The organism is Roseibium aggregatum IAM 12614, assembly GCF_000168975.1.
Taxonomy (GTDB): Bacteria; Pseudomonadota; Alphaproteobacteria; order Rhizobiales; family Stappiaceae; genus Roseibium; species Roseibium aggregatum.
Genome location: NZ_AAUW01000002.1, coordinates 98,384 through 121,731, shown reverse-complemented (window position 1 = coordinate 121,731; position 23,348 = coordinate 98,384). Strand labels below are relative to the sequence as shown.

The following is a 23,348-nucleotide window of genomic DNA, read 5'->3' as shown; positions in this document are numbered from 1 at the left end:
GGGTTGCGGATGAAGATCGCCTATCAGCTCTACATGACAGTTTTATTCGGAATGCCAGTATTTTTACGAGTAATTTAGCCGGCTAAATGAAGAAGGGTCAGGTAGAACGGCGTTAATCGGTGGCGTATGTGCCGTCATGGGACATATCCGTTCTGCGTTCAGAACAATCCAAAGCAGACGCATTTGGAAGGTGGGGCCGCCGCTTCCGAATGCGCGAGGATTTTACATGATCTTGCCCAATCGAGAGATTGCCGTTGGAGAGCTTGTCGGCTATCACCGCCCCACCAGACATTAATCGATTTATGAAAGGCATGTTCATGAGCTCAAACGGCGCGGCCGCGGAAATCGGCCTGATCGGTCTCGGTACCATGGGTGGCAATCTTGCGCTCAATATTGCCGAACATGGCTTTCAGATCGCGGTCTTCAACCGGACCACGGAAAAGACCGACCAGTTCATGACAAAGGCCGGTGAACTTGCGCCGAAACTCGTGCCGACCAAGACGCTGGAAGAGTTCGTTGCCTCCATCAAGACGCCGCGCGCGGTCATCCTGATGGTTCCAGCCGGAGACGCGGTCGATGCGCAGATCGAAGCTCTGCGGCCGCTGCTCGATGCCGGCGATCTCATCATCGATGCGGGCAATGCCAATTACCACGACACCAACCGCCGTGCGGCGGATGCTGCCGAGAAGGGCCCGCGCTTCATGGGCATCGGCGTTTCCGGTGGCGAGGAAGGCGCGCGCTTCGGTCCGTCCATCATGGGCGGCGGTGCGAAGGACGCGTGGGATCAGGTCGGACATATTCTGGAAGCGATCTCCGCCAAGCACGAAGAAACGCCCTGTGCGGCTTATCTGGGTGAAGCGGGCGCGGGCCATCTGGTCAAGACCGTCCATAACGGCATCGAATATGCCGACATGCAGATGATTGCCGAAGTCTACGGCGTCATGCGTGACGGTTTCGGCATGTCGGCGTCCGAGATCGGCGATGTCTTCGAGAAGTGGAACGGCGGCATCCTGCAGTCCTACCTGATCGAGATTTCCGGCAAGGTTGCCAAGACTGCAGATCCGGACACCGGCAAGCCGATGCTCGACATCATTCTCGACAAGGCCGGCCAGAAAGGCACCGGCCGCTGGACCGCCATCGAGGCTCTGATGCTGGGCACGCCGGCGAGCGCCATTGAGGCGGCGGTTGCCGTGCGCAACATGTCGGCGCGGTATGAGGAACGCAAGGAAGGCGAAGCCGAATTCGGCGCGGCACCCACCGGCATGGACCGCGAAGCGGTGGCCATCGATGCGCTGGAAGCGGCGCTCGTTGCCGGCAAGATCATCTGCTATGCGCAGGGCTTCGGTCTGATCCTGGAAGCAGCCAAGCAATATGGCTGGGCAATGCCCCTGCCGGAAATCGCCAAGATCTGGCGCAACGGCTGCATCATCCGCTCGTCCATGCTGAACGACATGTCGTCCGCACTCTCGGACAACGCCGAACGCAACCTGATGCTGGCGCCGTTCTTCTCGGCAAAGCTGAAGGAAACCGAAGCGATGCTGCGCCAGGTCGTTGCCCAGTCGGCCATGCACGGCTTGCCGGTTCCGGCGCTTTCGGCAGCGCTGTCCTATTTCGACATCATGCGCACCGGCCGCTCCACCGCCAACATGCTTCAGGGCCAGCGCGATTTCTTCGGCGCCCATGGGTTTGAGCGCACCGACAAGGACGGCAGCGGCTACCACGGCCCCTGGGCGATGGGCTGAGTTTTCTCGAACATTGTGCGCTCAGGCTCTCGTCTGAGCGTCATTTCGGACAAGCGCAGCATTCCGGATCGACGTGCGTCTTGCGTTGCACTTTCCCGGAACGACGGCGCACTGACAGGCGCCGTCGTGCAGAGCTGTCTTGTGGTTACTGCGCCAGGCCAAGTGCGGCCATGTTGGCGATCGAGGCCGGCAGGCCGGAATGGTCGCGCAGTTCGATGATCAGGCGCGGGTCACTGTCGAGCTTGGACAGCGCATCGAACACGGAATGCCAGTTGATGGTGCCCTGCCCAAGTGTCCAGTGGCGGTCGGCGTAGCCGTCCGCGTCCTGCAGGTGGATGTGGCGAAGGCGGTTGCCGGCGATCTTGACGTAATAATCAACCGGTGGAGCGCCGGTCGTGCCATGGGCATAATGCGCATGGCCGGTGTCGATCGAGATTTTCACCGCATCCGAACCGAAGCTTTCGGCCAGTTCGATCCGGGCAGAGGGATCCTTGTCCTCGATATTCTCGATGACAAGTTCGCAGCCGATGTCTTCGGCTCGCTTGACCGCGTCCGTCATGGTCAGGTGGCAGAGCTCTATCTTGCGCTGCCTGCCATTTTCGTAATTGTCGAGGTTGTTGTAGTCCCACGTCGTGAAGGGGCTGTGCACCACCATATGGGTGCCACCCAGGGCCTCGCAGACTTCCAGCCCCTGCAGCAGGCGCTTGCGCACGATCTCGCGCACCTCGACATCCATGCTGTCGACGGTAAAGCCGAAGAAAGGGCCGTGGATGCCGACGCGGCCCTGATGGCCGTCGAGCAGTTTTTTGGCCTTTTCGACAATCGGCTTCCAGTCGCCATTGAGAACTTCCGCTGGCCAGAAGTCCTGCAATTCCAGATCTCGTGGTTTGTCCAGCATCAGCTTGCGATGGGTTTCCAGCGAGGAGACTGTCAGCGCGGCGCCGAGAATGGGTAGGTCGGTCATGAAACACCTTTGAAATAGACGATACGGTTGCCGCCTGATTAGAGGCTGATCCTTGACACTATTGCGACGGCCGGCGGATCAAATGTCAGTATCCACGCTCCCGGTCGACTGCCGGTGGAACCGTGCCGTCTTCAAAATACCGGCCGATATTGTCGGCAACGATCCTGGAGGTAGTGCTGATGCCGGTTGGAGCGGTGATGTGCGGCAGGACCGTGACCTTGTCATGATCCCACAGCGGACTTGACGGCGGCAGCGGCTCTTCATCGAAGACGTCGAGAACGGCATGGTCGAGTGGGCCGTTGTCGAGTGCGTTGATGAGAGCGGCGGTGTCGATAATCGGGCCCCGGGCGAAGTTGATGACCGAAGCACCCTTCTTGCAGACGCTCAGTTCGTCCTGGCCGATCAGCCCTCGTGTTTCATCCGTCAACGGCATCAGCAGGACGATGAAATCCGACTGGCCGAGCACCTCCAGAAGGCCGTCGCGGCCATGGCGGCAGACAATGCCCTCGATTGTTTTTTTGGACCGGCTCCAGCCAAGCACGTTGAAGCCGTTGGCTTTCATCCGCAAGGCAGACGCTGCGCCGAGCTTGCCCAGGCCCAGGACGCCGACCGTGCGTTCCTGAGGGCTTTTGAGTTCATGATCCTGCCAGATCTTCTGGCGCTGCTGGGCCATGTACCGGGGCATGGCCCTGTGCAGGTAAAGCGTCCAGGCGAGAACGGCTTCCGACATGGTTTCCGCCATTTGCGGATCCGTGAGGCGGACGATCTGCGGGCCGTCCGCAGGAAGTTCACTCATCAGGCGCTCCACGCCGGCCCACAGGCTTTGCACCCAGACCAGATTGGGAAGAGCTGCTACATTGGCCGGATCGGGATTGGCGACAATGGCAACGCGCGCTGCGGTGCGTTCCTCTTCCGTCAGGTCCTCAAACGGCTTGACGGCGGCGATACCGTCGAGAGCCTGCGGCAGGGCCGCCCGCCAAGTCTGGCGCTCATCGGGGCTGGCGGAAGATACGAAGGGGACAACTGGCCTCATGCGGCAAAAACCCCGGCTTCATCCGCAAAGCCTTTTATTTCGATGGGGTTGCCGGAAGGGTCTTTGAAAAACATGGTGCTCTGCTCGCCGGGTTGGCCCTCGAACCGGACGGTCGGGGCGATGACGAAGGCGAGGTTAGCGTCTGTCAATTTTTGCGCAAGCGCCTTCCAGGTCTCCATGTCCAGCACCACCCCCAGATGCGGCATCGGCACCATGTGATCCCCAACCTTGCCTGTGTTGGTCGTTTCAAACGGTTTGCCGAGATGGAGTGAAACCTGATGGCCGAAGAAATTGAAATCGACCCAGGTGTCTGTGCTGCGGCCCTCCTTGCAGCCAAGCAGGCCGCCGTAGAACGCACGGGCTTCGTCCAGATCGGTAACGTGGTAGGCAAGATGGAAACAGGGTTGCATCGCTCGGCTCCTTTGAAAACGAGTGTTGAGTAGCAGATCCGATCCAAAACATTTAAGATGTTTTTCTGCTTCTGAGCGAAGGAAAATATTTTGGATACCCATTTTCTCGAAAGCCTGCTGGCCGTTGCCGAAACCGGCTCCATCGCGGCTGCGGCTCGCCAGCAGGGGCTAACGGCCGCTGCTGTGAGCCAGCGTATCCGTGTGCTGGAAGCCGAATTCGGAGCAGCGCTGTTGAACCGGACGGCGCACGCGGCCTTGCCGACCGAAACCTGCTTCCGGCTTTTGCCTGCGGCGCGTCGTCTGGTGCGCGACGCGGAACAATTGATCAGCGGCATAGATGCTTCCGGTCTGAGTGGCCCGTTCCGGCTGGGGGCTGTGTCGACGGCGCTTTCGGACACGGTGCCTGCTGTCATTCAACACTTCCGGGTCAAGGCGCCTCAGGCTGTGCTGACAGTCCGGCCCGGGACGTCGGCCGATCTTTACGAAGGTTTGCGCAACGGGGGCCTGGACGCGGCCATCACGGTTGCCGCTCCCTTTGATTTGCCCAAGGACATCATCAGCCGAACGCTGGAGGTTCAGGCTGTCGTTCATGCCTTGCCACCGGACCGTTACACATCGTTCAGTGCTGAAGACCTGCCCTGGATCGTCTACGACAGACAGTCGTGGGGCGGCCGCAAGCTATGGGCGGCGTTCGGGGGGATGGTTGGCGAAGAGCACATATTTTGCGAACTCGATGCCCCTGAAACGATTGCGCAGATGGTGTCTCACGGAGCCGGACAGGCGATCCTGCCTGTCTGGCAGGGCTTGCGGACGCATGGACCGGCGATGACCTTGAAAGCTCTTCCGGGCGGCACGGGACGCGAAATGGTTTACTTGCGAAAACACGCTTGTGCCGCACCGGTACTTGCCGACCTCGTGCACGAGGTCCTGCGTGAGCAGGTCGTCAAGTGACCTGCTGAAATGCAGCACTTAATAGTTGATTTTGTTGCGGTTAAACACTTTTTAAGTGTGAAGAGATTCGTTTCATCAGTAAGAAAATTATTCAACATGACGAATACCGGCACTAAAATGTCGTTTGAAGGCGTGGCCACGAAATTTGACGTATGATTGGTACAAGAGTTGAGACTATACTGTTGTGCTAGTGGCATTCTTAATGCAATTGTATTGGCGGTTGGGCCTGAACTCGGTACAAATACCGGGCATGACCTTCTTCTCGATCTGAGAAGGTGGTCAGGCTTATTTCGAGCAAGAAAATCGTATATGCGTCAAATGAAGGCTGAATTAATAAGAATTAATCTAAAGGCCTTCACAGCGAACTTGTGTTCGCAGCTCATTATTCTTTCCCATTGGATGCGCAGGGAGGTGATTGCTTTTACGAAAGCTTTCGCGCGCCGCACCCAATTCAATCTCAAGCAAACAGACTGCACAGGAGCATCCTCATGAAGAAGTTGTTTGTCTCGGTCGCCGCGACCGCTCTCATCGGCATGGCCTCGTCCGCCATGGCAGAAGAGTGCGGCACGGTCACCGTTGCGGAAATGAACTGGGCGTCGGCAGGCGCTATCGCGCAGATCGACAAGATCATTCTGGAAAACGGCTATGGCTGCACCGTTGAACTGGTGAGTGGTGATACCATGCCGACATTCACCTCCATGAATGAAAAAGGCGAACCGGACATGGCTCCGGAGTTGTGGATCAACGCCGTGCGCGAGCCTCTCGACAAGGCAGTTGCCGAAGGTTCCCTGATCATCGGCGGCGAGATCCTGAACGAAGGCGGCGTCGAAGGCTTCTGGGTTCCGACCTACTTAGCCGAAGAGCATAATATCTACACAGTGAAGGACGCTCTTGCGCATCCGGAACTGTTCCCCGGCGCGGAAGACGAAAGCAAGGGTGCTTTCTTCTCCTGCCCGGCAGGCTGGAACTGCCGCATTACCACCGGCAACCTGTTCCGGGCTTTCGGCTTCGACAAGGGCGGTTTCGAACTGGTCGATCCGGGTTCCGCCGCGGGCCTTGACGGTGCGTTGGCGAAAGCCAACGAGCGCAAGGAAGGCTGGCTCGGTTACTATTGGGCACCAACCGCGATCCTCGGCAAGTACGATATGACCCTGCTCGACTTCGAAGTCCCGCATGACAAGGAAGAGTGGGACACGTGCACCGTGATCGAGGACTGCCCGGAGCCGAAGCCGAACTCCTGGGTGAAGTCTGAAGTCTTTACCGTCGTCACCGACGACTTTGCCAACAAGGCAGGCCCGGCCATGGATTACATCAAGGGCCGCACCTGGGACAACCGGACGGCCGGCAAGGTTCTTGCCTGGATGACCGACAACCAGGCTGCCAACGAAGATGGTGCCTACTATTTCCTCGAAAACTTCGAGGACGTCTGGACCCAGTGGGTCAGCCCTGAAGTCGCTGAAAAAGTGAAAGCCGCGCTCTGACAGGCAAAAGAAACAACAGGGGCCGCTCCAATGGTGCGGCCCCAACCATTTGGGGCAAAAACTAAACCATCGGGATAACAAAGATGGATTGGATTGAATTTCCATCGCTGGGTCGAACAGACCTGCTGGCGATCAAGAAGACAATCGACGGTTCGTTCAGAGGCTTCACCAGAACCTACGGCGACTATATCGACAACTTTTTCAACCCCTTGCAAGATTTCCTGGTCTTCCTCGAAAACCTTCTGATCAACTCGCCCTGGCCGATCATTCTCGCGGTTTTCGCGCTGGCGGTTTACTTTTTGAGCCGCAAGATCAGTGTTACGGTCGGAACAGTTCTGGCCCTGGTGTTCATTGGGGTGTTCGGACTCTGGGAAGACACCATGCGCACCGTCGCCATGGTTACCGTATGCACCCTGCTGGCAATCGTTCTAGGTATGCCGATCGGCATCGTGATGGCGCGGTCTGATCGTGTTCAGGGGTTCGTCAATCCGATCCTGGACCTGATGCAGACGATGCCGAGCTTCGTCTACCTCATTCCCGTTGTGATGATTTTCGGTATCGGCAAGGTCCCGGGTCTGATAGCCGTTGTGATTTACGCCATTCCGCCGATGATCCGCCTGACAAATCTGGGTATCCGGCTTGTCGATACGGATGTGCTTGAAGCGGCTGATGCCTTTGGATCCAGCGCCCGTCAGAAGCTGATGAACGTTCAGCTTCCGTTGGCCTTGCCGACCATCATGGCCGGGATCAACCAGTGCATCATGATGTCGCTTTCCATGGTTGTTGTCGCTTCCATGATTGGCGTACGTGGACTTGGGCAGGAAGTGCTCGTTGCCATTAACAACCAGTACTTGACTGCAGGTATGCTCAGCGGCCTGTCCATCGTCGCGATCGCCATCATCTTCGATCGTGCGACCCAGGCCTATGGGAAACGCCTTCAGAAACACTCGGAGGTGGTTCATGGCTGAGGCAACGGGTATCGAGGTCAGGAACCTCTACAAGATCTTCGGTCCGGACGGGAAGGAGATGGTTCAGAAGGTCAAGGACGGTATTTCCAAGACCGAGCTGAACGAGAAATTCAACCATGTGCTCGGCCTGAACGACATCAACATCTCCATGCCTGGCGGCAAGATCCAGGTGGTGATGGGGCTGTCGGGGTCCGGCAAGTCCACGCTGATCCGGCACATCAACCGGCTGATCGATCCGACGGCGGGTGAAGTGCTCTACGGCAATGATGACGTCTGCAAGATGTCACAGAAGGAACTTCGGGAATTCCGGCGGCACAAGACTGCGATGGTGTTCCAGAAGTTCGCCCTTCTCCCGCACCGGACCGTCATGAAGAATGCCGTCTACGGCCTGGAGATCCAGGGTGTGCCGGCGAAGGAAGCCGAGGAGCGTGCGGCCCGCTGGATCGCGCGGGTGGGGCTGGAAGGCTTCGAGGATCATTATCCGAACCAGCTTTCCGGTGGCATGCAGCAGCGTGTAGGGCTTGCCCGCGCGCTCACCAACGATGCCGATATCCTGCTGATGGACGAGGCGTTCTCGGCGCTCGATCCGCTGATCCGCATGGACATGCAGACCGTGCTTCTGGATCTTCAGGAAGAGCTGCACAAGACCATCGTCTTCATCACCCACGATCTGGACGAGGCGCTGCGCCTCGGCGACAGGATCGCGATCCTGCGCGACGGGGCGGTGATCCAGCAGGGAACCGGCCAGGATATCGTGCTGAAGCCTGCGGATGGGTACATCGCCGACTTCGTCAAGGAAGTGAACCGTGGCCGGGTGATCCTGGTCGACACGGTCATGGATACGTCCCGGACGCTGGAAAACGGACCGACGATCTCAAGCGGTATCCTGCTGGAAGAAGCGGCCCGGACCTTTGCCGACACGGGTGAGGGCGAGGCAAACATCGTCAACGAAGATGGCCGTCCGATCGGTGTGCTCAACGTGCATGACACGATCTACGCCATGGTGACACCCGCAACCCACTGAGCTGCAAACCCCTGAAAACAATAAAACCCCGAAGCGTGCTTCGGGGTTTTATTGCGCCGGCTGCAAGCTTCAGCCTCATGCTGCGGAGGGCCGCCAGATCCGTCTCGAAGCATGGGCTGCTTTTATTTGGCCGGTGGTAGCGGCTGGGCTTCGATGACCACGGTCTCGCTGGTTGCAACCTCGACGACGGCCGCCTGAAAGATGTCGTTTTCCGATGGTCCGAGGCGCAGGTCCCAGGTGTTGAATTCGGGCATGATGCGTGGGATCGGAGCCGGCCGTTCCTCGATGATCCCGAAATGCTGTGGTGCCAGACGGCCGATGTTGGCCAGCAGGAAGAAGTCCGCGATGCGGCTGTCGTAGCGTGCCTCCACATGGTCGACCCTGGTGAGCAGCAGTTCCCGCTCGCCGTTGAGAACATCGAGCAGGGATCGCTGGCCACTGTCGAATTCCACCTGCAGGCCCTTGACCGCACGCTGGTTGGCGTCAATCGCGCGCTTGACCGCCTTGACCTTGAGCCGCGAGGCCGCCCGCTGCTTCATGGCACGGACAACGTTTTCGCGGATGATCTGCTGGGTGTCGTCCAGTTCGTATTCCTGCTGGGCGGCGGTGTAATTCGCCCGCTTGACGGCGGCGATGTTGCGGCCGCCGGTGAACAGGGGGGCGGTAACGCGCACGCCAAAACGGAAATCTTCTTCGTCCTCATTGCCGAGGTTGCCCCGGTAACCACTCTGCCACTCGCTTTCCAGCGAAACGCGCGGCAGCATGTCGCCGACTGCCGCGCGGGCGGCATAGCGTGCTGCCCTGGCATCCGCCGTCGCGGCTCGGATCGAGGGGTTGTTCTGCAGCGCGACGTTGATCGCATCGTCCAGCCCGGCGGGCTCAATTGATGACGGTATTCCGGGCCAGCCGAGTTTGCCCGGTTTCTGTCCGGTCAGGCGCTCATAGGCTGCCTCGGAGGCTTCCAGATCGCCGGCTGCCTGGTCGGAATTTCCCTGTGCCTCGCCAAGGCGGGCGAGGGCCTGTTCGATATCGGTGCGGGTGGCGTCCCCGGACTTGTACCGCGCCCTGGCGGCATTCACTTCCCGCTGCACCACATTGGTGTAAGCCCGCAGGTGGAAGAGGATAGCCCGGTCGCGAACGACGCGCAGATAAGCATCAGCGGTGTTGAAAAGCAGCGTTTGCTCGGCGCCGATCAGTTGGTTGCGGCCTGAATTTGCTTCTTCATGTGCCTGGTTCAGCCGGTTGACGCCAGCAAAGCCCTGAAACACGGTCTGGGACATGGACACACCCAGCTCGTGAAAGAACGATCTGTCACTGTTGCCGCTGCGCTCACTGCGGAAGGCATTCTGTTCGCCCAAATAAGTGCCGGTAACGGTGGGCAAAAACTCGGACCTCGCGGTCCAGATGTCCTGGTTGATCGCTTCGTACCGCGAGCGTTCCGCCTTCAGGCCCGGATTGGTGGCATAGGCGGCCCCCATGGCTTCCTCAAGCGACTGCGCGGATACCGGGGCGCTGGCGAAAAACAGGCTGACAAGCGACGCGCCCGCCAGAAGACTGGCAAGACGGGTTTTCAATCCGTGCATCAGTTTGGCAGGGGCAGGGAAAGTCGTCACAGCGGCACCACGATTGTTGTCTGCGCTCAAGGTAAAATTTTATAGTTAATCAAAGGTAAGTTGAGAGTAGAGATTATTAGTCATACTTTTCAGTAGTTACCCAAGGTAATATTTAGAGGTAACTTGGATTTTTGTATAAAACCCAGTTTCGCAAGTCTATCGTTACTGAAATCATGCCTGACATGATCGAATATCAGTGCCTGGTGCGGTGTAAACTTGATTGAGATTTTTTTGTCTGTCGCAAGGGCAAATCTTTTCCGGGTAGAGATCCCTTTACTTGCAGACGTTTGGCCTGATGGAGGATGTGTAGTTGTTGCTTCGCTTCGACACCTTCGGCAACTACTGAAGGGTTGAAACGCTGACGGAAAAGGGATGCCGGCTGAAGCATTGTCGCGGGTGCGATTCTCTTCGGGCGGTCTGGCCGGGGGAATTCGTAAACGATTGAGGCGGCTTGATCGTTGTTCCTGGGGAAAAGCAGCCTGGACAGACCTGATTTGACGTCGGGGGATTGGGGACAGGTTCAGTTATGTCTGTAATTTTTTACAGTATTTTTTCCGCCGGAAGAAAGCCGTAAATTTGCAGAAAATCGAGGAAATGCGCGCTCCGGCCGAGACAGCGTTCATGCCAGATGCCCTGACGGCAGGTGGATGACTAAAATTCTACCGATTTTGTTATCAATACGGCATTGATTTGCTTTCAAAAAAGGCCGGCCGCGCCGATGGGAATTGCTTTCAGCGCTCAAGTGAGCCGCGCTGGCCTCAATCGAGAGGCGCGGGATAACGCAAACATTTTAAGACACGTCAGGAGAACGGGTGCATCCCGCAATGTCAACGAAAGCCAGATCCACCCGCGTCGACAACGCTTACGAGCGGCTGAAAACAGAGATTCTGAGCGGGCAATTGCCGCCCGGCTTTCAGGCACCGGAACCCGACATCGCGACCCGGCTGGGCATGAGCCGGACGCCGGTCCGGGAGGCGTTGATCCGTCTGGAGGCAGATGGTCTGGTGGATCTCGTGCCGCGCCGCGGGGCGAAGGTCTTGCCGATTTCGCGGCAGGACATCTGCGAGATTTACCAGATCCTTGCAGTGCTCGAAGCGCTTGCGGCCGGCACTGCATGCGGCAAGGCAAGCGATGAAGCTCTTGCCGAAATCAACTGTGTGCTCGACGGCGCTGATGAGGCACTCGAAGATCAGGATATCGAGGCCTGGGCGATATGCGACGACAGGTTCCACAGGCTGGTCGCCAGGGCGAGTGGCAATTTGCGTCTGAGAGCCGAGATCGAGGGCTTTCTTGATCAGGTCTACCGGGCAAACCTCGTGTTGCTGCGCCTGAACAAGGCTCCGGCCTCAAACGCGGCCGACCATCGCGCGATTGTTGAGGCGATCCGGGAAGGCAAGTCAGACGCCGCCGCAGAAGTGGCGCGAGTGCACCGTCTGAACGGATTGGCCCGGATGAACGATCTGCTTCAGCACTGCGGTCTCAACCACGTCTGATTATCGCGATGCTGCCGGGGCCGGGCCCGTGGACTGACCGATGATCAGTTCCGCGTCCAGATGCAGGGACGCCGGTTTGGCGGCCGGGTTGGAAATCATGTTCAGGAGCAGTTCGGCGGCCTTTTCCCCGGCGTAGCGGACCGATGAGCGGGTGCAGGTGAAAATAGGCACCTCGCCGCTGTTGGGCAGGAAGGACAGGGCATCGTCATGCGTGATGATGGAGACGTCCTTGCCTGTCTTCAGTCCGCATTGCCCGGCTGCGCGCGCGACGCCGATCGCCGATATCATGGATGATATCAGGAAGGCGGTCGGCGGATTGTCACTCTTCAGCATTTCCATCGCATTGTCGCAGCCGTAAGGCTCGGTCATGTCGGCACTGCGCATCAGGGCAGGGTCCGGCGTCAGCCCTCGAGCCGCCAGCGCTTCTTCGAACCCGCGACGGCGGCGACTGGCAAAATCCATGTGCTCCAGGCCGTTCAGCAGCGCGATCCGGGTGTGGCCGAGGTCCAGCAGCAGGTTGGTTGCGCGCTCGAATGCGCGCCTGTTGTTCATGTCGATCCACGAGGTTTCCCGCTCGGCGCCGGGAATGCGGCCGTGGACGACGAAGGGAAGGTTGAGCTCTTTCAGAAGTTTGTGCCGGTGCTCTTCATTGGCGGGGCCGTGAACGATCACGCCGTCCGCTTTCTTGCGCGAGGCAATCTGCCGGTAAGCGTCTTCCTCCTTGTCATCATCGACGACGGAAATGATCATGTCGTAACCGTGACGCGAGTAGGTCTCTCCGGCGCCTGCAATGAACTCCAGGAAGATGGGGTTCATCATCTCGTGAATGGAGCGGGGTATGACATGGCCAATGGCCATCGCGCGACCGGTCGCAAGGCGCCGTGCCTGGCTGTTGGGCGCATAGCCGAGCTTCTCGGCCATTTCGCTCACCCGTTTGCGGGTTTCCTCGCTGACTTCGGGATAGCCGTTAAGCGCGCGGCTGACCGTGGTCTGAGACAGGTTCAGCCGTTGCGACAGTTCTTTCAAGTTTACGCCATTGCTCATTCAGGCCCAAAACGCTTTGAAAGCGCCCTCCCAACAGGCTGTTATTGAAATGCAACATTAATTCGCGAGCTGCGCGCTTGACAAGACCGAAGCCTGAAGACATGGTTAGGGCCAAATCCAAAGCGGTTTGGATAAAGGGTTCTGGTAGAATTGCCGACCCGGTGACACGGGTGGGTATTGCTGCAAGGTGGTAAGGTGTGCCACCTTGAGTGGAGTGTTCCGGAATAGGGACAATCTGGGAGGACAGATATGAAATTACGTTTGAAAGCCTGCACGGCTGGTCTTGCGCTGGCTATTGGCCTTTGCGCGGGCGCCGCGTCCGCGGCTGAACTGAAATTCGCTCCGGGCGAAGGTCCCTTCAACTGGGACAGCTACAACGAGTGGGCAAAGAGCGCGCCTGACCTGAAGGGCCAGACGGTGACGATCGCCGGTCCGTGGCTGCAGCCGGAAGACGGTTTTTTCCGCAATGTGCTTGCCTATTTCACCGAAGCCACCGGCGCTGAAGTCATTTATACCGGTTCCGACTCCTTCGAGCAGCAGATCGTGATCGACGCCGAAGCCGGCGCTGCTCCGAACATTGCCGTTTTCCCGCAGCCGGGCCTTGCTGCCGATATGGCCGCACGCGGTCTGCTTAAGCCACTGCCGGAAGGCATGGCCGACTGGGTCGCCAACAATTACGGGGCCGGTGAAAGCTGGGTCGACCTCGGTACCTACAAGGATGCGGACGGACAGGATCAACTGTTCGGGTTCTTCTACAACGTCAACGTCAAGAGCCTTGTCTGGTACGTGCCTGAAAACTTCGAGGACGCCGGCTATGAAGTGCCGACGACCATGGAAGAGCTGAAGGCGCTGACGGAGCAAATCGTCGCCGATGGCGAAACCCCCTGGTGTATCGGTCTGGGATCGGGCGCAGCCACCGGCTGGCCGGCGACCGACTGGGTCGAGGACCTGATGCTGCGCACGCAGCCGCCCGAAGTCTACGACCAGTGGACCACCAACGAGATCCCCTTCGACGATGAACGCGTCGTTGCCGCTATCGAGGAATTCGGCTGGTTTGCGCGCGACGATGCCAAGGTTGCCGGCGGTGCGGGCGCTGTTGCCTCCACCGATTTCCGCGACAGCCCGAAAGGTCTTTTCGCCTCGCCGCCGCAGTGCTACCTGCACCGTCAGGCGTCCTTCGTGCCGGCCTTCTTCCCGGACGGCGTGGAATTCGGTACCGATGTCGACTTCTTCTACTTCCCGGCCTACGCGGAAAAAGACCTCGGCAATCCGGTACTCGGCGGTGGCACGCTGATGGCGATCACCAATCCGTCCGACGCGACGAACGAGCTGATGAAGTTCTTCGAACTGCCGCTCGCGCATGAAGTGATGATGGCCCAGACCGGCTTCCTGACACCGCACAAGGGTGCCAACCCTGCGGCCTACAAGGACGACACGCTGCGCGGTCAGGGGGAAATCCTGGTCAATGCCAGCACCTTCCGCTTCGACGGTTCCGACCTGATGCCGGGCGCAGTCGGTGCAGGCACGTTCTGGACCGGAATGGTCGACTATACCGGCGGCAAGGATGCAACAGCCGTCGCCGAGGAAATCCAGAAAAGCTGGGACGCCCTCAAGTAATCCTCCAGGCGGCCGGTCTCCCCAGGGAGACTGGCCGTTTTTCTGACGGATTGGCGTAACGTTCAAGAAACACAGTTCCTAAACGCAGGAGGCCCCCGGTCTTCCGGGTGCTTCCCCATAATCAATAATGGGAGGGAACGGCCATGCTATCGGATAATCCGGCACTGTTGGGGCTCTTTACCATCGTCATCGGCGTTGGAGCCTGCCTTGCCTACTTCTTCTTTTCGAATGTCTTCATCGACAAGGTTCTGTTTCCGGCCCGTGGCCCCAATGCAGGCAGGAACATCAACCGGGCGAACATGATCCGGCCGTGGCTGTTCCTGTTCCCGGCCTTGTTCGCGCTGACGCTATATCTCGCCTATCCGGTGTTCGAGACCTTGCGCCTGTCGCTGACGGACCGTTCGCAAGGGGGCGCTTTCGTCGGCCTTGCCAACTATCGCCAGATGATGAACGAGGCGAAGTTCTGGGAAGCGGTGCGCAACAACATGCTGTGGCTCATCGTGGTTCCGGCTGCCTCTACGGCCTTCGGTCTGCTGGTCGCCCAGCTTACGGACCGGATCAGATGGGGCAACTTCGCCAAGTCGTTGATCTTCATGCCGATGGCGATCTCCTTTGTTGGCGCGTCGGTCATCTTCAAGCTGATCTATGATACGCGCGCGGCCGACCAGAACCAGATCGGCGTCCTGAACGCGATCTGGCTGAAGTTCGACGGCGGCATCGGCTCCGTCATCTTTCTCCAGCTCTTGCCGACCTTGCTTCTGCTGGCTTTCTCCGTTGTCGTCGCCTATGTGGCCTGGACCTTCGTGCGCGGCATTGTTGCCCGGGGCGAGGACAAGTCGCTCTGGCTTTTGCCACTGCGCCTTCTGGTCGCCGTCGGTGGGGTCTGGCTGATCTGGATTTCGCTGAATTCCGCGCTCGGCGTCTGGATTACAGACGTGCCTTACGGCGAGCCGCAAACCTGGCTGACGCTGCCGCTGTGGAACAACTTCTTCCTGATGGTGGTGCTGATCTGGATCCAGACCGGCTTTGCCATGGTGATCCTGTCGGCGGCCCTGCGCGGCATTCCCGAGGAAACCGTGGAAGCCGCCATCGTTGACGGCGCCAACCCGTTCCAGATCTTCTTCAAGATCAAGGTGCCGCAGATCATGGGAACCATCGTGGTGGTGTGGACCACGATCACGCTGACTGTGCTCAAGGTATTCGACATCGTCTTCGCCATGACCAACGGCCAGTGGGAAACCCAGGTTCTGGCCAACTACATGTACGACAAGCTTTTCCGCGCCAATGACTGGGGAGTGGGGTCGGCAAGCGCCATCATCATCATGCTGCTTGTCACGCCGATCCTTGTCTGGAACGTCTACAATGCCCGCAAGGAGATGAAGTGATGGCCAGTATAGCTGGGAAAAAATCCGGCCTGACCTGGGCCGTTCATATCTCCGTCGCAGCCCTCGTGCTCCTGTGGCTGTTTCCCACCGTCGGGCTGTTCGTCTCGTCCTTCCGGACCGCCGACCAGATCTCCAGCTCCGGCTGGTGGGCGGCGCTGTTTCCGGCCGAGCAGAACGAGGTCTACCGGACATCCGATCCGGACGGGACCCGTGTGGCCGACGGTGGTCAGTTCACCGTCACCGGAAATATCTTCGAAGGCGAGCCGCGCGATATCCGTTCTTGGGGCGTGTCCTCACGCGATGTCTCCGCCTACCAGCCCGGAGAAACGGCCGATATGGGCGACGGCGAAAGCCTTACACTTCAGGCCGACGGGTCCTATGTCTGGAAGGGTAATGACAAGCAGATTTCCGGCCGCGGCCAGCGTGTCTTCGTCACCGCGACCGTGCCGCCGGAATTCACCCTGCAGAACTACGCCACCATCCTCTTTTCCGGCACCGGACAGGACAATATGGGCAAGGCGTTCTTCAATACGCTGACGGTCACCATTCCGGCGACGATCATCCCGATCGTCATTGCGGCGTTCGCAGCCTACGCCCTTGCCTGGATGGAATTTCCCGGCCGTGCGCTGCTGATCGCGGCCGTTGTGGCGCTGCTTGTCGTGCCGCTGCAACTGGCGCTCATTCCGCTGCTGCGGCTGCATCTGGCCGTCGGTATCGGCAAGGGCTACATGGGGGTATGGCTGGCCCATACGGCCTTCGGCATGCCACTCGCGGTCTATCTGCTCCGGAACTACATGGTCGGATTGCCGCGGGACATCATCGAGAACGCGAAGGTGGACGGGGCGACGGATTTCCAGATCTTTACCCGCATCATCCTGCCGCTCAGCTTTCCGGCTCTGGCGTCCTTCGCCATCTTCCAGTTCCTGTGGACCTGGAACGACCTTCTGGTGGCCAAGGTGTTCCTGATCGACGCCACGGGCTCGACCACGGTGATGACCAACCAGATCGTCGAACTTCTGGGAACACGCGGCGGCAACTGGGAGATTCTCGCGACCGCGGCCTTTGTATCCATCGCCGTACCGCTCTTCGTGTTCTTCGCGATGCAACGCTACCTCGTGCGCGGCTTGCTGGCCGGGTCGGTGAAATAACATGAACAAAATCAACAATCGGGAGCAGCCGGCATGACATCGTTGTCCTTGAAGAGTGTCAGCAAGTCCTACGGAGCCGTCGAAGTTCTGCGCGACATCAACATGGAGATCAACGCAGGCGAGCTGATCGTTTTCGTCGGTCCTTCGGGCTGCGGAAAGTCGACATTGCTGCGGATGATCGCAGGGCTTGAAAAGATCACCGGCGGAGAGCTGGAGATCGACGGGGTTGTCGTCAACGACGTGCCGCCGGCACAGCGCGGCATTGCCATGGTGTTCCAGTCCTATGCGCTTTATCCGCATATGACGGTCTACGACAACATGGCTTTCGCCTTGAAACTGGCGGGCAAGTCGCGCGACGAAATCGACAGGGCGGTACGGGCTGCGGCCGACAGGCTGCAGCTCACTGCCTATCTCGACCGCCTGCCGAAAGCGCTTTCCGGCGGGCAGCGCCAGCGCGTTGCCATCGGCCGTTCGATCGTACGGGATCCAAAGGTCTTCCTGTTCGATGAACCGCTGTCGAACCTCGATGCCGCCTTGCGCGTTGCGACGCGGATCGAGATCGCGCAGTTGAAGGAGAGCATGCCGGAAAGCACCATGATCTACGTGACCCACGATCAGGTGGAGGCGATGACGCTCGCGACCCGGATCGTCGTGCTTCATGGCGGCAACATCGAACAATTCGGCGCGCCGCTGGATCTTTACGAACGTCCGGCCAACACATTTGTCGCCCAGTTCATCGGCTCGCCGGCCATGAACCTGATCGATGCCAAGGTGACGGCAACCGGCAGTCAGACTTCTGTTGTCATGTCCGACGGTGGCCACGCGGACGTGCCGATTGCCTCGCTGGACAGCGACAAGGGCGCAACGGTGAAGCTTGGCGTGCGGCCGGAAGATCTGACGGTGACGGACAGCGACGATTTCCTGGTTTCCGCCGACGTCGAAATCGTCGAAGCGCTTGGCGAGACGACGGTGTTGTACTTCCGTCCGAAAGACGACGCACCGGCCTTGATCGCCAAGCTGCCCGGCATCCACAAGATCGCGAAGGGCACGTCCATCCGCCTGACGGCCGCGCCGGAAAAACTGCATCTGTTCGACGGCGAGGGGCAGTCGTTCCTTTACAGGTGATAATCGCGGCAGGCTTGGGGGCTTTCGGTAATGCTGTTGACCCCCACCCCTAACCCCTCCCCACAAGGGGGAGGGGGACGAATGCTTTACCGCGCCACGATGTAGGTGCGCTGAAACCCGCTATCCCTTTTCAGGTATTCGGGCAGACAAGTGAGATCTTTTCAATCTGCACGGACTGATCCCCCTCCCCCTTGTGGGGAGGGGTTAGGGGTGGGGGGTATTCAAAGACTGAAGCCTTGTGATACCAACCCCACTTAATCCCTGCCTCTAACCCCGGCAGATCTAATGCTGATGCCCGGCGTGGCTGTGCCGGGTCGCGTTGACCGACTCCACCTGGGCCTGCATCTCGATATGGCCGAAGTCGAATTCGATCTCGATGTCGAATGTGTCCCCTTGGCGAAAAGACCGGGTGAGGCCGGTGAGGCGCAGGGCAAGGCCGGTTGGGGCGAGGACAAGGCTTTTGCCCGGCTGGATCGGAACGGGCGGAAGGGCGTCGTAGCCGGTTTCACCGTCCTTCAGGGCAAAGCCGACGAGTTCAGCCTTTGAGGCAACGCCGGAATGTCCGCCGACGAGCCTTACCGAACGTTCGGACCTGTTCTCGATATTGACGAAAAGCAGCGCGGTGTTTTCGGAGGTTTCCCGGATCCACGCGTGGAGCGCGCGCACCCCTTCTGACATGCCCTCGTGGCTGCCGTCGTCTTCAGGGTGATGGTGGTCCTCTTCTTCCTGCGCATGGTGCTGGTCTGCGTCAGCGTGGCTTTGGCCGGTGCCGCTATGTGTTTCAGATGCCAGGGCAGATTGAGACAGACAGAACAGCAGCGACAACAGGACGGCAAGAGCGCGCATATCGGGAAGATCCTTCAGGCTTCAGGTCAGGCGCGCAAATCAGTAATGATATTACGTGACATTGCCATGAAGGCGGGCAGCAGGGCGAGCAGCACCGTCAGGCTGACGAAGCCGGCGATGAGATGAAACTCGGGCCAGTCGAGTGTTGCCGTCACCAGGATGTCCGTTCGCGAAGTGACGATCGATGAGATGACATCGACCGCTATCCAGCCGGCACCGAGCCCTGCGGCTGCACCCAGGACAATCAGTGTGGCCGCATAGGACCAGACAACGGCGAAGACGAATCGGCCCGGTGCGCCAAGTGCCCGCAAGAGCGCAAGCCGTCTGGCGAACAGCCGGGCGAGGGCAATCAGCCCCGTCAGCACACCTGCCGTCACCAGCACCTGGGTCAGCACGGCCATGACGGACATGATCTGGCGGATGTCGCCCATGAGCGAATGAAGCTGCGCCAGGACCGCGCCGGGGAAGAACGCCATGGTGTCGTCGCGGGTGAATTCGGAGCGCAGGGCGTAATTTGCCCAAAGCTCATTGGCGTGAACAAGTATCGCGGGCGTGCCGGGAAAATAGTCGGCGTCGAAGGGCGGGCCGATCCGGGTCTTGTGCTCCGGGCTGTGGCCATTGGTCAGGCCGTGAACCTCCCAGACGCTTTCGACAGGCACAAGGATGGCGCGGTCCCACGGGCTGCCGGTTGGTGGCATGCGCCCGACGATCTTTACCGCGTGACCGGCATGGGCTTCTTCTTCCGCACTATCACCAACCCCGTGGGCGGGTTCGAAGGTTTCGCCGATTTGCAGCTCGACCCGCGATCCGGCAACCGCTTCACCGCTGGCGGTGAACATCCTTCCTTCGTCGAGTTCACCCGCCAGATGGGTGACGAATTGCGGCGTGGTGCCAACAACGGGAGAGGACAGGTAGCTGTCGCCGAAGGCAATCGGGGCGGCAAGATCGACGTCGGCATGGGTGGCGATTTCGGTGTAGATGTCACCGTCCAGCAGCGGTACGTCGCTTGGCTGCAGATAGACGGCGGCAAACATCATGGTGATTTCGCTGCCGGGGGCGGCAACGATCAGATCGAATTTTTCCGCCGCCCGTGCCGTACCTTTTCGAAGGCCGCGTTCCTGGGCAATCAAGCCGACGCCGATGCCGATGGAAATGGCGATCAGGGCAATGAAGGTCAGGTTCGTCCAGCGGAAACGCCAGAGCAGTGCTCCGGCGAGAGCTCCGGGCCGGAACCCCCAGGTCACGATCAGCCCGGTTGCCACGGCAGGCAGCAGAAGCATAGCAAGCCACAGGATGTCCTGCGACAGCGGCGAAAGGTTCTGCCAGAGGTCTATAAGAGCTTCAGACACCGGCTGCCTCCGTTTGCAGGCGTCCGTCCTCGACGTCAATCACCCGGTCCATCCGCTCCAGCAGATGCGGATCGTGGCTGACGGCAACGAGGGTCTTGTTCTGAGCACGGGTGAGACCGATCAGGTCTTCGATCAGTCCATCAGCCGTCTTGCGGTCGAGGCTGGCTGTCGGTTCGTCCGCCAGAATGATGGCCGGGTCGTGGGCAAGCGCGCGGGCAATCGCAGTGCGTTGTCGCTCGCCGCCGGAAAAACTGTCTACGGTCCGCGCGTCTGCCGGAACATTGAGGCTCTTCAAAAACCGCTCTGCCGTGTTGACGATCAACCGGCGCTTGGAGGCCGGGTTGAAGCTTGTTGCAAGGGCGGCGTTGCCAAGCGCACTCAGTTCTTCAAACAGCAGAAAATCCTGGAAGATCAGGCCGATGTGGTTCCGGCGGAAAGCGGCGCGAGCGCCATCGGTCAGTTGCACCAGATCGGTGTCTCCCCAGCGGATATGGCCTGTCATGGCCGGATGCAGGCCTGCCAGGGCATACAGAAAGGTTGATTTTCCAGCGCCTGACGGGCCGCGCAGACCAATGGTCTCGCCCGGCCCGGCTTGAAACAGGCTGCAGGTGAGCAAGACCCGTCCCCCGGGCGTGCTGACCTGAAGGTCGCTGACATGAAGGGGGAGGCTCATAAGACGGCGTCAGGCGCGTTCATAAACGGCATCGGACAACCGTGCCCGGCTGACGAAACCTGTCTCTGGATCCTTGAAGGTGCCGAGTTCCAGAACACCCCTCGTCACGATCTTGCTGTTGAACGCGACGACATCGACAATGCGCTTGGTGTAGACGGCGAGAATGTCGCGCGGCCATTCCGCTTCGGTTTCACAGAAGGGGCAGACCGCCATCGGAATTTTAGTCAGCACGAAAAACTGGCTGTCGGCTTTCAGGGGCGGCGCCATGTAGCCGCCGACCGACACTCTGGTGCCTTCCAGCGAATGGGCGAGATCGGAAAAACTCCGGTCCTTGTTGTAGAGCGTGCGCAGCTTGAGAGGGGCCTCCTTGGCACCGGCCGTTTCCGGCAGCAGATACCAGGCAAGCGGGGCAAGGCCGAGCCCGGCTACGAGCTGTCTGCGGTTCATGGTATCCTCGGGTCTGGTCAACACACGTTCCTCATCTATCCGGCAATTGTGACAAACAGGCGAAAGGCCTGCAACGAGGCAGGCCTTTCAGATCGGTGGCCGGTCGCCCGGCGGCAAACCTGCCGTCCGCTTACTGAGCGTTTACGGCGTGGTTCATGACGTGGAAGATAACGTTCTGCTCGATGGTGCCGTCGACCAGATGCGCCCAGGGGCCCTTTGCGTAGACCGCGACATCCTCACCCGAATGGGTTTCGGAGGATTTCGGGATCAGGGCCTGCTGGATGTAGTCCAGGTCGGTGGCGGTTTCCTGGTCCAGCTCAGGGCGCGAGCCGGTGTAGTCGTTTTCGCCTTCACCCTTCTTCAGAACCGAACCGGTGCCGTTCAGGTAGCCGATCACGGTGTAGGGCTTGCCGTCGTCCGCGGTCAGGACCTTGTCGGAATGCTTGATGCCTTTCTGGGCAACGTCATAGCAAAGACCGAGGATGGCAGAGCCGCGGCCGCAATAGCCGTTGAAGGCGATTGCGTGTTCGTGGTCGGCGGTGACGATGATCAGCGTGTCTTCGTCATTCGTCAGTTCGTCAGCCATGGCAACGGCTTCGACAAAGGCGACACCGTCGCGCAGGGCGCGGGCTGCGTTGCCGGCATGGTTGCCGTGGTCGACGCGACCGGCTTCGATTTCCAGATAGTAGCCGTCCTCGTTCTTGGACAGATACTCGATGGCGGCCTTGGTCATGTCGGCCAGGGACGGCTCGTCATCCTCGGCGCGGTCGGCTTCATATTCCATGTGGCTGCTGTTGAAGAGCGCCAGCACGGGGCTGGAACCGTCAAGCTTCAGGGACTTGAAACCGGCTGTGTCGGTTGCGAACTGGGCACCCAGCCCGGTGGCGCGCTCGACCAGGTCGACATTGTCTTCGCGGCGGCCCTTCAGCCCACCCATTTCCTTGTCCTTCGGCAGGAAATAACGGCCACCGCCGCCCATTGCGAAGTCGACGGTGCCGGCTTCCATGGCGTCGATGAGCTGGGTTGCGATGTCCTTCTGCGCGGTGCAGCCTTCCGGTACGGCGTCTTCCCAGTTGCGGTTTGCGGTCTTGGCATAGACGGCAGCCGGCGTTGCGTGGGTCAGGCGGGCGGTGGAGACGACGCCAACAGACTTGCCGGCTTCGGTCATCAGTTCGGAGAACACGGTGAGTTCGTTGCCTGCAACCGTGGAGCAATCGTCATGAATCGCTTCTTCACCAAGGTTGATCAGGTTGAAACGCTGTTTCACGCCTGTGTTCATCGAACCGGCGGTCGGAGCGGAATCCGGCGTCTGGGCGTTGATGTTGTAGGTCTTGACCAGGGCGCTGTGGAAGTCCGGGGTCTCGTAAGGAAGAACGTTTTCCTCGCCCAGCATGCCCTTCTGCTGGCCGTCGAACAGGCGGGTGGCGTAGTTGGTGCCGACGCCGTTGCCATCCGCGATCAGCAGGATCACGTTCTTGGCGCGGTTGGTGTTCGGCTGACGGGCCAGGAGAGCCTGAATGGCGGCTTCGCCATCCTTGTACCACTGGCTGGAGGCTTGCGGCACGGTGTCCTGAGCAAAGGCAACGGAGCCCGTCAGGGCCAGCGCCAGAGAAGTGCAAATGATGGTTTTCATGATATCTCCCGGAGGTGAGGGTGCTTCCCGTGAGCTACATAAAAATGCTGCGTGACATTTGATTGACAGTTAGATGACGAAACAGATTTGTAATTTTATTACATAACCTTGAGCGTAGCGCGTAAACTTCTTGCTCCTGAGCTGTCTTATCTTTTGTCCGGCGGCATCTTTACTGAAGTCCGTACAGTTCAGGCCTTTGCCGGATAACCGGTTTAACGGAGCGCTGAACAGGACACGGCAATTCCCTCTGAAAAAAGAATATTCCTCGATCCGGGGATATGAGCGCCATCCCCGGTTGCAGAGCTCTGCTCGTGTTCCTTCGTCCCGTTCGATCCTCTATTGTCACATCATTTTCATATGAGCGTCGAATAAGGTTCATATGAAAATGTTTTAACGGGCTTC

20 protein-coding genes are annotated in these 23,348 nt (G+C 59.4%); 10 read left to right on the top strand and 10 right to left on the bottom strand.

What is annotated here, in order from left to right:
• Nucleotides 1-317: 317 nt before the first annotated feature.
• Nucleotides 318-1,742 carry an NADP-dependent phosphogluconate dehydrogenase gene (gene gndA / locus SIAM614_RS03085; RefSeq protein WP_040439160.1) on the top strand — a complete coding sequence of 475 codons (1,425 nt, stop codon included), beginning with the start codon at nt 318-320 and terminating at the stop codon, nt 1,740-1,742.
• 145 nt (nt 1,743-1,887) lie between these two features.
• On the opposite strand, the gene SIAM614_RS03080 is transcribed toward gndA, so the two are convergent.
• The 3 genes from SIAM614_RS03080 to SIAM614_RS03070 all read right to left on the bottom strand — a co-directional run bounded on the left by SIAM614_RS03080 (nt 1,888) and on the right by SIAM614_RS03070 (nt 4,149).
• Entirely contained in the window at nt 1,888-2,706 is an 819-nt protein-coding gene (locus SIAM614_RS03080) for a sugar phosphate isomerase/epimerase family protein (protein WP_006932008.1), read from the bottom strand.
• 85 nt (nt 2,707-2,791) lie between these two features.
• Nucleotides 2,792-3,739: a 2-hydroxyacid dehydrogenase gene (locus SIAM614_RS03075; RefSeq protein ID WP_006932006.1), complete on the bottom strand. Its 948-nt coding sequence runs from the start codon at nt 3,737-3,739 to the stop codon at nt 2,792-2,794.
• Nucleotides 3,736-4,149: a VOC family protein gene (locus tag SIAM614_RS03070; protein ID WP_006932003.1), complete on the bottom strand. Its 414-nt coding sequence runs from the start codon at nt 4,147-4,149 to the stop codon at nt 3,736-3,738. The genes SIAM614_RS03075 and SIAM614_RS03070 overlap by 4 nt, the downstream gene beginning before the upstream one ends.
• A 90-nt stretch (nt 4,150-4,239) precedes the next feature.
• Here SIAM614_RS03070 and SIAM614_RS03065 point away from each other — a divergent pair, with 90 nt between their 5' ends.
• From SIAM614_RS03065 to SIAM614_RS03045, 4 genes are all read left to right on the top strand, one after another.
• On the top strand, nt 4,240-5,100 hold the full coding sequence (locus tag SIAM614_RS03065) for a LysR family transcriptional regulator (RefSeq protein WP_006932001.1): 861 nt from the start codon (nt 4,240-4,242) through the stop codon (nt 5,098-5,100).
• A gap of 488 nt (nt 5,101-5,588) precedes the next feature.
• Nucleotides 5,589-6,581: an ABC transporter substrate-binding protein gene (locus tag SIAM614_RS03055; RefSeq protein WP_006932000.1), complete on the top strand. Its 993-nt coding sequence runs from the start codon at nt 5,589-5,591 to the stop codon at nt 6,579-6,581.
• Nucleotides 6,582-6,664: 83 nt separating this feature from the next.
• A complete protein-coding gene (locus SIAM614_RS03050; RefSeq protein ID WP_006931999.1) occupies nt 6,665-7,549 on the top strand; it encodes an ABC transporter permease in 885 nt (294 codons plus the stop codon).
• A complete protein-coding gene (locus tag SIAM614_RS03045; RefSeq protein ID WP_006931998.1) occupies nt 7,542-8,573 on the top strand; it encodes a quaternary amine ABC transporter ATP-binding protein in 1,032 nt (343 codons plus the stop codon). The genes SIAM614_RS03050 and SIAM614_RS03045 overlap by 8 nt, the downstream gene beginning before the upstream one ends.
• Before the next feature lie 122 nt (nt 8,574-8,695).
• On the opposite strand, the gene SIAM614_RS03040 is transcribed toward SIAM614_RS03045, so the two are convergent.
• The gene (locus SIAM614_RS03040) at nt 8,696-10,156 is read right to left on the bottom strand and encodes a TolC family outer membrane protein (protein ID WP_006931997.1); all 1,461 of its coding nucleotides are present in this window, start codon (nt 10,154-10,156) and stop codon (nt 8,696-8,698) included.
• 854 nt (nt 10,157-11,010) lie between these two features.
• Here SIAM614_RS03040 and SIAM614_RS03035 point away from each other — a divergent pair.
• Nucleotides 11,011-11,679 (top strand): GntR family transcriptional regulator, encoded by a 669-nt coding sequence (locus SIAM614_RS03035; RefSeq protein WP_006931996.1) that lies wholly within the window; start codon nt 11,011-11,013, stop codon nt 11,677-11,679.
• Here the strand turns inward: SIAM614_RS03035 and SIAM614_RS03030 are convergent, their stop codons facing one another.
• Entirely contained in the window at nt 11,680-12,723 is a 1,044-nt protein-coding gene (locus SIAM614_RS03030) for a LacI family DNA-binding transcriptional regulator (RefSeq protein ID WP_006931995.1), read from the bottom strand.
• A gap of 249 nt (nt 12,724-12,972) precedes the next feature.
• On the opposite strand from SIAM614_RS03030, the gene SIAM614_RS03025 reads away from it, so the two are divergent.
• From SIAM614_RS03025 to SIAM614_RS03010, 4 genes are all read left to right on the top strand, one after another.
• Nucleotides 12,973-14,340: an ABC transporter substrate-binding protein gene (locus tag SIAM614_RS03025; RefSeq protein ID WP_040439006.1), complete on the top strand. Its 1,368-nt coding sequence runs from the start codon at nt 12,973-12,975 to the stop codon at nt 14,338-14,340.
• A 143-nt stretch (nt 14,341-14,483) separates the two neighbouring features.
• The gene (locus SIAM614_RS03020) at nt 14,484-15,725 is read left to right on the top strand and encodes a carbohydrate ABC transporter permease (protein ID WP_006931992.1); all 1,242 of its coding nucleotides are present in this window, start codon (nt 14,484-14,486) and stop codon (nt 15,723-15,725) included.
• A complete protein-coding gene (locus SIAM614_RS03015; RefSeq protein ID WP_006931990.1) occupies nt 15,725-16,873 on the top strand; it encodes a carbohydrate ABC transporter permease in 1,149 nt (382 codons plus the stop codon). The genes SIAM614_RS03020 and SIAM614_RS03015 overlap by 1 nt, the downstream gene beginning before the upstream one ends.
• Nucleotides 16,874-16,906: 33 nt before the next feature.
• Nucleotides 16,907-17,998, top strand: coding sequence for an ABC transporter ATP-binding protein (locus tag SIAM614_RS03010; RefSeq protein WP_006931989.1), 1,092 nt, complete (start codon nt 16,907-16,909; stop codon nt 17,996-17,998).
• Nucleotides 17,999-18,280: 282 nt separating this feature from the next.
• On the opposite strand, the gene SIAM614_RS03005 is transcribed toward SIAM614_RS03010, so the two are convergent.
• From SIAM614_RS03005 to SIAM614_RS02985, 5 genes are all read right to left on the bottom strand, one after another.
• Nucleotides 18,281-18,844: a copper chaperone PCu(A)C gene (locus tag SIAM614_RS03005; RefSeq protein WP_006931987.1), complete on the bottom strand. Its 564-nt coding sequence runs from the start codon at nt 18,842-18,844 to the stop codon at nt 18,281-18,283.
• Between the two features lie 26 nt (nt 18,845-18,870).
• The gene (locus SIAM614_RS03000) at nt 18,871-20,193 is read right to left on the bottom strand and encodes an ABC transporter permease (protein ID WP_006931985.1); all 1,323 of its coding nucleotides are present in this window, start codon (nt 20,191-20,193) and stop codon (nt 18,871-18,873) included.
• Complete coding sequence (locus tag SIAM614_RS02995; RefSeq protein WP_006931983.1) at nt 20,186-20,866, bottom strand: ABC transporter ATP-binding protein; 681 nt, start codon at nt 20,864-20,866, stop codon at nt 20,186-20,188. Before SIAM614_RS02995 ends, SIAM614_RS03000 begins: the two co-directional genes overlap by 8 nt.
• Nucleotides 20,867-20,875: 9 nt before the next feature.
• Nucleotides 20,876-21,334, bottom strand: coding sequence for a hypothetical protein (locus SIAM614_RS02990; RefSeq protein WP_208983880.1), 459 nt, complete (start codon nt 21,332-21,334; stop codon nt 20,876-20,878).
• A 109-nt stretch (nt 21,335-21,443) separates the two neighbouring features.
• Entirely contained in the window at nt 21,444-22,946 is a 1,503-nt protein-coding gene (locus SIAM614_RS02985) for an alkaline phosphatase (RefSeq protein WP_006931979.1), read from the bottom strand.
• Between the last annotated feature and the right edge of the window lie 402 nt (nt 22,947-23,348).

Bases quoted from the DNA above. Each gene is read 5' to 3' on its own strand.
- SIAM614_RS03030 (WP_006931995.1), bottom strand. From the start codon at position 12,723: ATGAGCAATGGCGTAAACTTGAAAGAACTGTCGCAACGGCTGAACCTG.
- SIAM614_RS03070 (WP_006932003.1), bottom strand. From the start codon at position 4,149: ATGCAACCCTGTTTCCATCTTGCCTACCACGTTACCGATCTGGACGAA.
- SIAM614_RS03045 (WP_006931998.1), top strand. From the start codon at position 7,542: ATGGCTGAGGCAACGGGTATCGAGGTCAGGAACCTCTACAAGATCTTC.
- SIAM614_RS03040 (WP_006931997.1), bottom strand. From the start codon at position 10,156: ATGCACGGATTGAAAACCCGTCTTGCCAGTCTTCTGGCGGGCGCGTCG.
- SIAM614_RS03050 (WP_006931999.1), top strand. From the start codon at position 6,665: ATGGATTGGATTGAATTTCCATCGCTGGGTCGAACAGACCTGCTGGCG.
- SIAM614_RS03055 (WP_006932000.1), top strand. From the start codon at position 5,589: ATGAAGAAGTTGTTTGTCTCGGTCGCCGCGACCGCTCTCATCGGCATG.
- SIAM614_RS03020 (WP_006931992.1), top strand. From the start codon at position 14,484: ATGCTATCGGATAATCCGGCACTGTTGGGGCTCTTTACCATCGTCATC.
- SIAM614_RS02995 (WP_006931983.1), bottom strand. From the start codon at position 20,866: ATGAGCCTCCCCCTTCATGTCAGCGACCTTCAGGTCAGCACGCCCGGG.
- SIAM614_RS03005 (WP_006931987.1), bottom strand. From the start codon at position 18,844: ATGCGCGCTCTTGCCGTCCTGTTGTCGCTGCTGTTCTGTCTGTCTCAA.
- SIAM614_RS03025 (WP_040439006.1), top strand. From the start codon at position 12,973: ATGAAATTACGTTTGAAAGCCTGCACGGCTGGTCTTGCGCTGGCTATT.
- SIAM614_RS03010 (WP_006931989.1), top strand. From the start codon at position 16,907: ATGACATCGTTGTCCTTGAAGAGTGTCAGCAAGTCCTACGGAGCCGTC.
- SIAM614_RS02985 (WP_006931979.1), bottom strand. From the start codon at position 22,946: ATGAAAACCATCATTTGCACTTCTCTGGCGCTGGCCCTGACGGGCTCC.
- SIAM614_RS03075 (WP_006932006.1), bottom strand. From the start codon at position 3,739: ATGAGGCCAGTTGTCCCCTTCGTATCTTCCGCCAGCCCCGATGAGCGC.
- SIAM614_RS03035 (WP_006931996.1), top strand. From the start codon at position 11,011: ATGTCAACGAAAGCCAGATCCACCCGCGTCGACAACGCTTACGAGCGG.
- SIAM614_RS03015 (WP_006931990.1), top strand. From the start codon at position 15,725: ATGGCCAGTATAGCTGGGAAAAAATCCGGCCTGACCTGGGCCGTTCAT.
- SIAM614_RS03080 (WP_006932008.1), bottom strand. From the start codon at position 2,706: ATGACCGACCTACCCATTCTCGGCGCCGCGCTGACAGTCTCCTCGCTG.
- gndA (WP_040439160.1), top strand. From the start codon at position 318: ATGAGCTCAAACGGCGCGGCCGCGGAAATCGGCCTGATCGGTCTCGGT.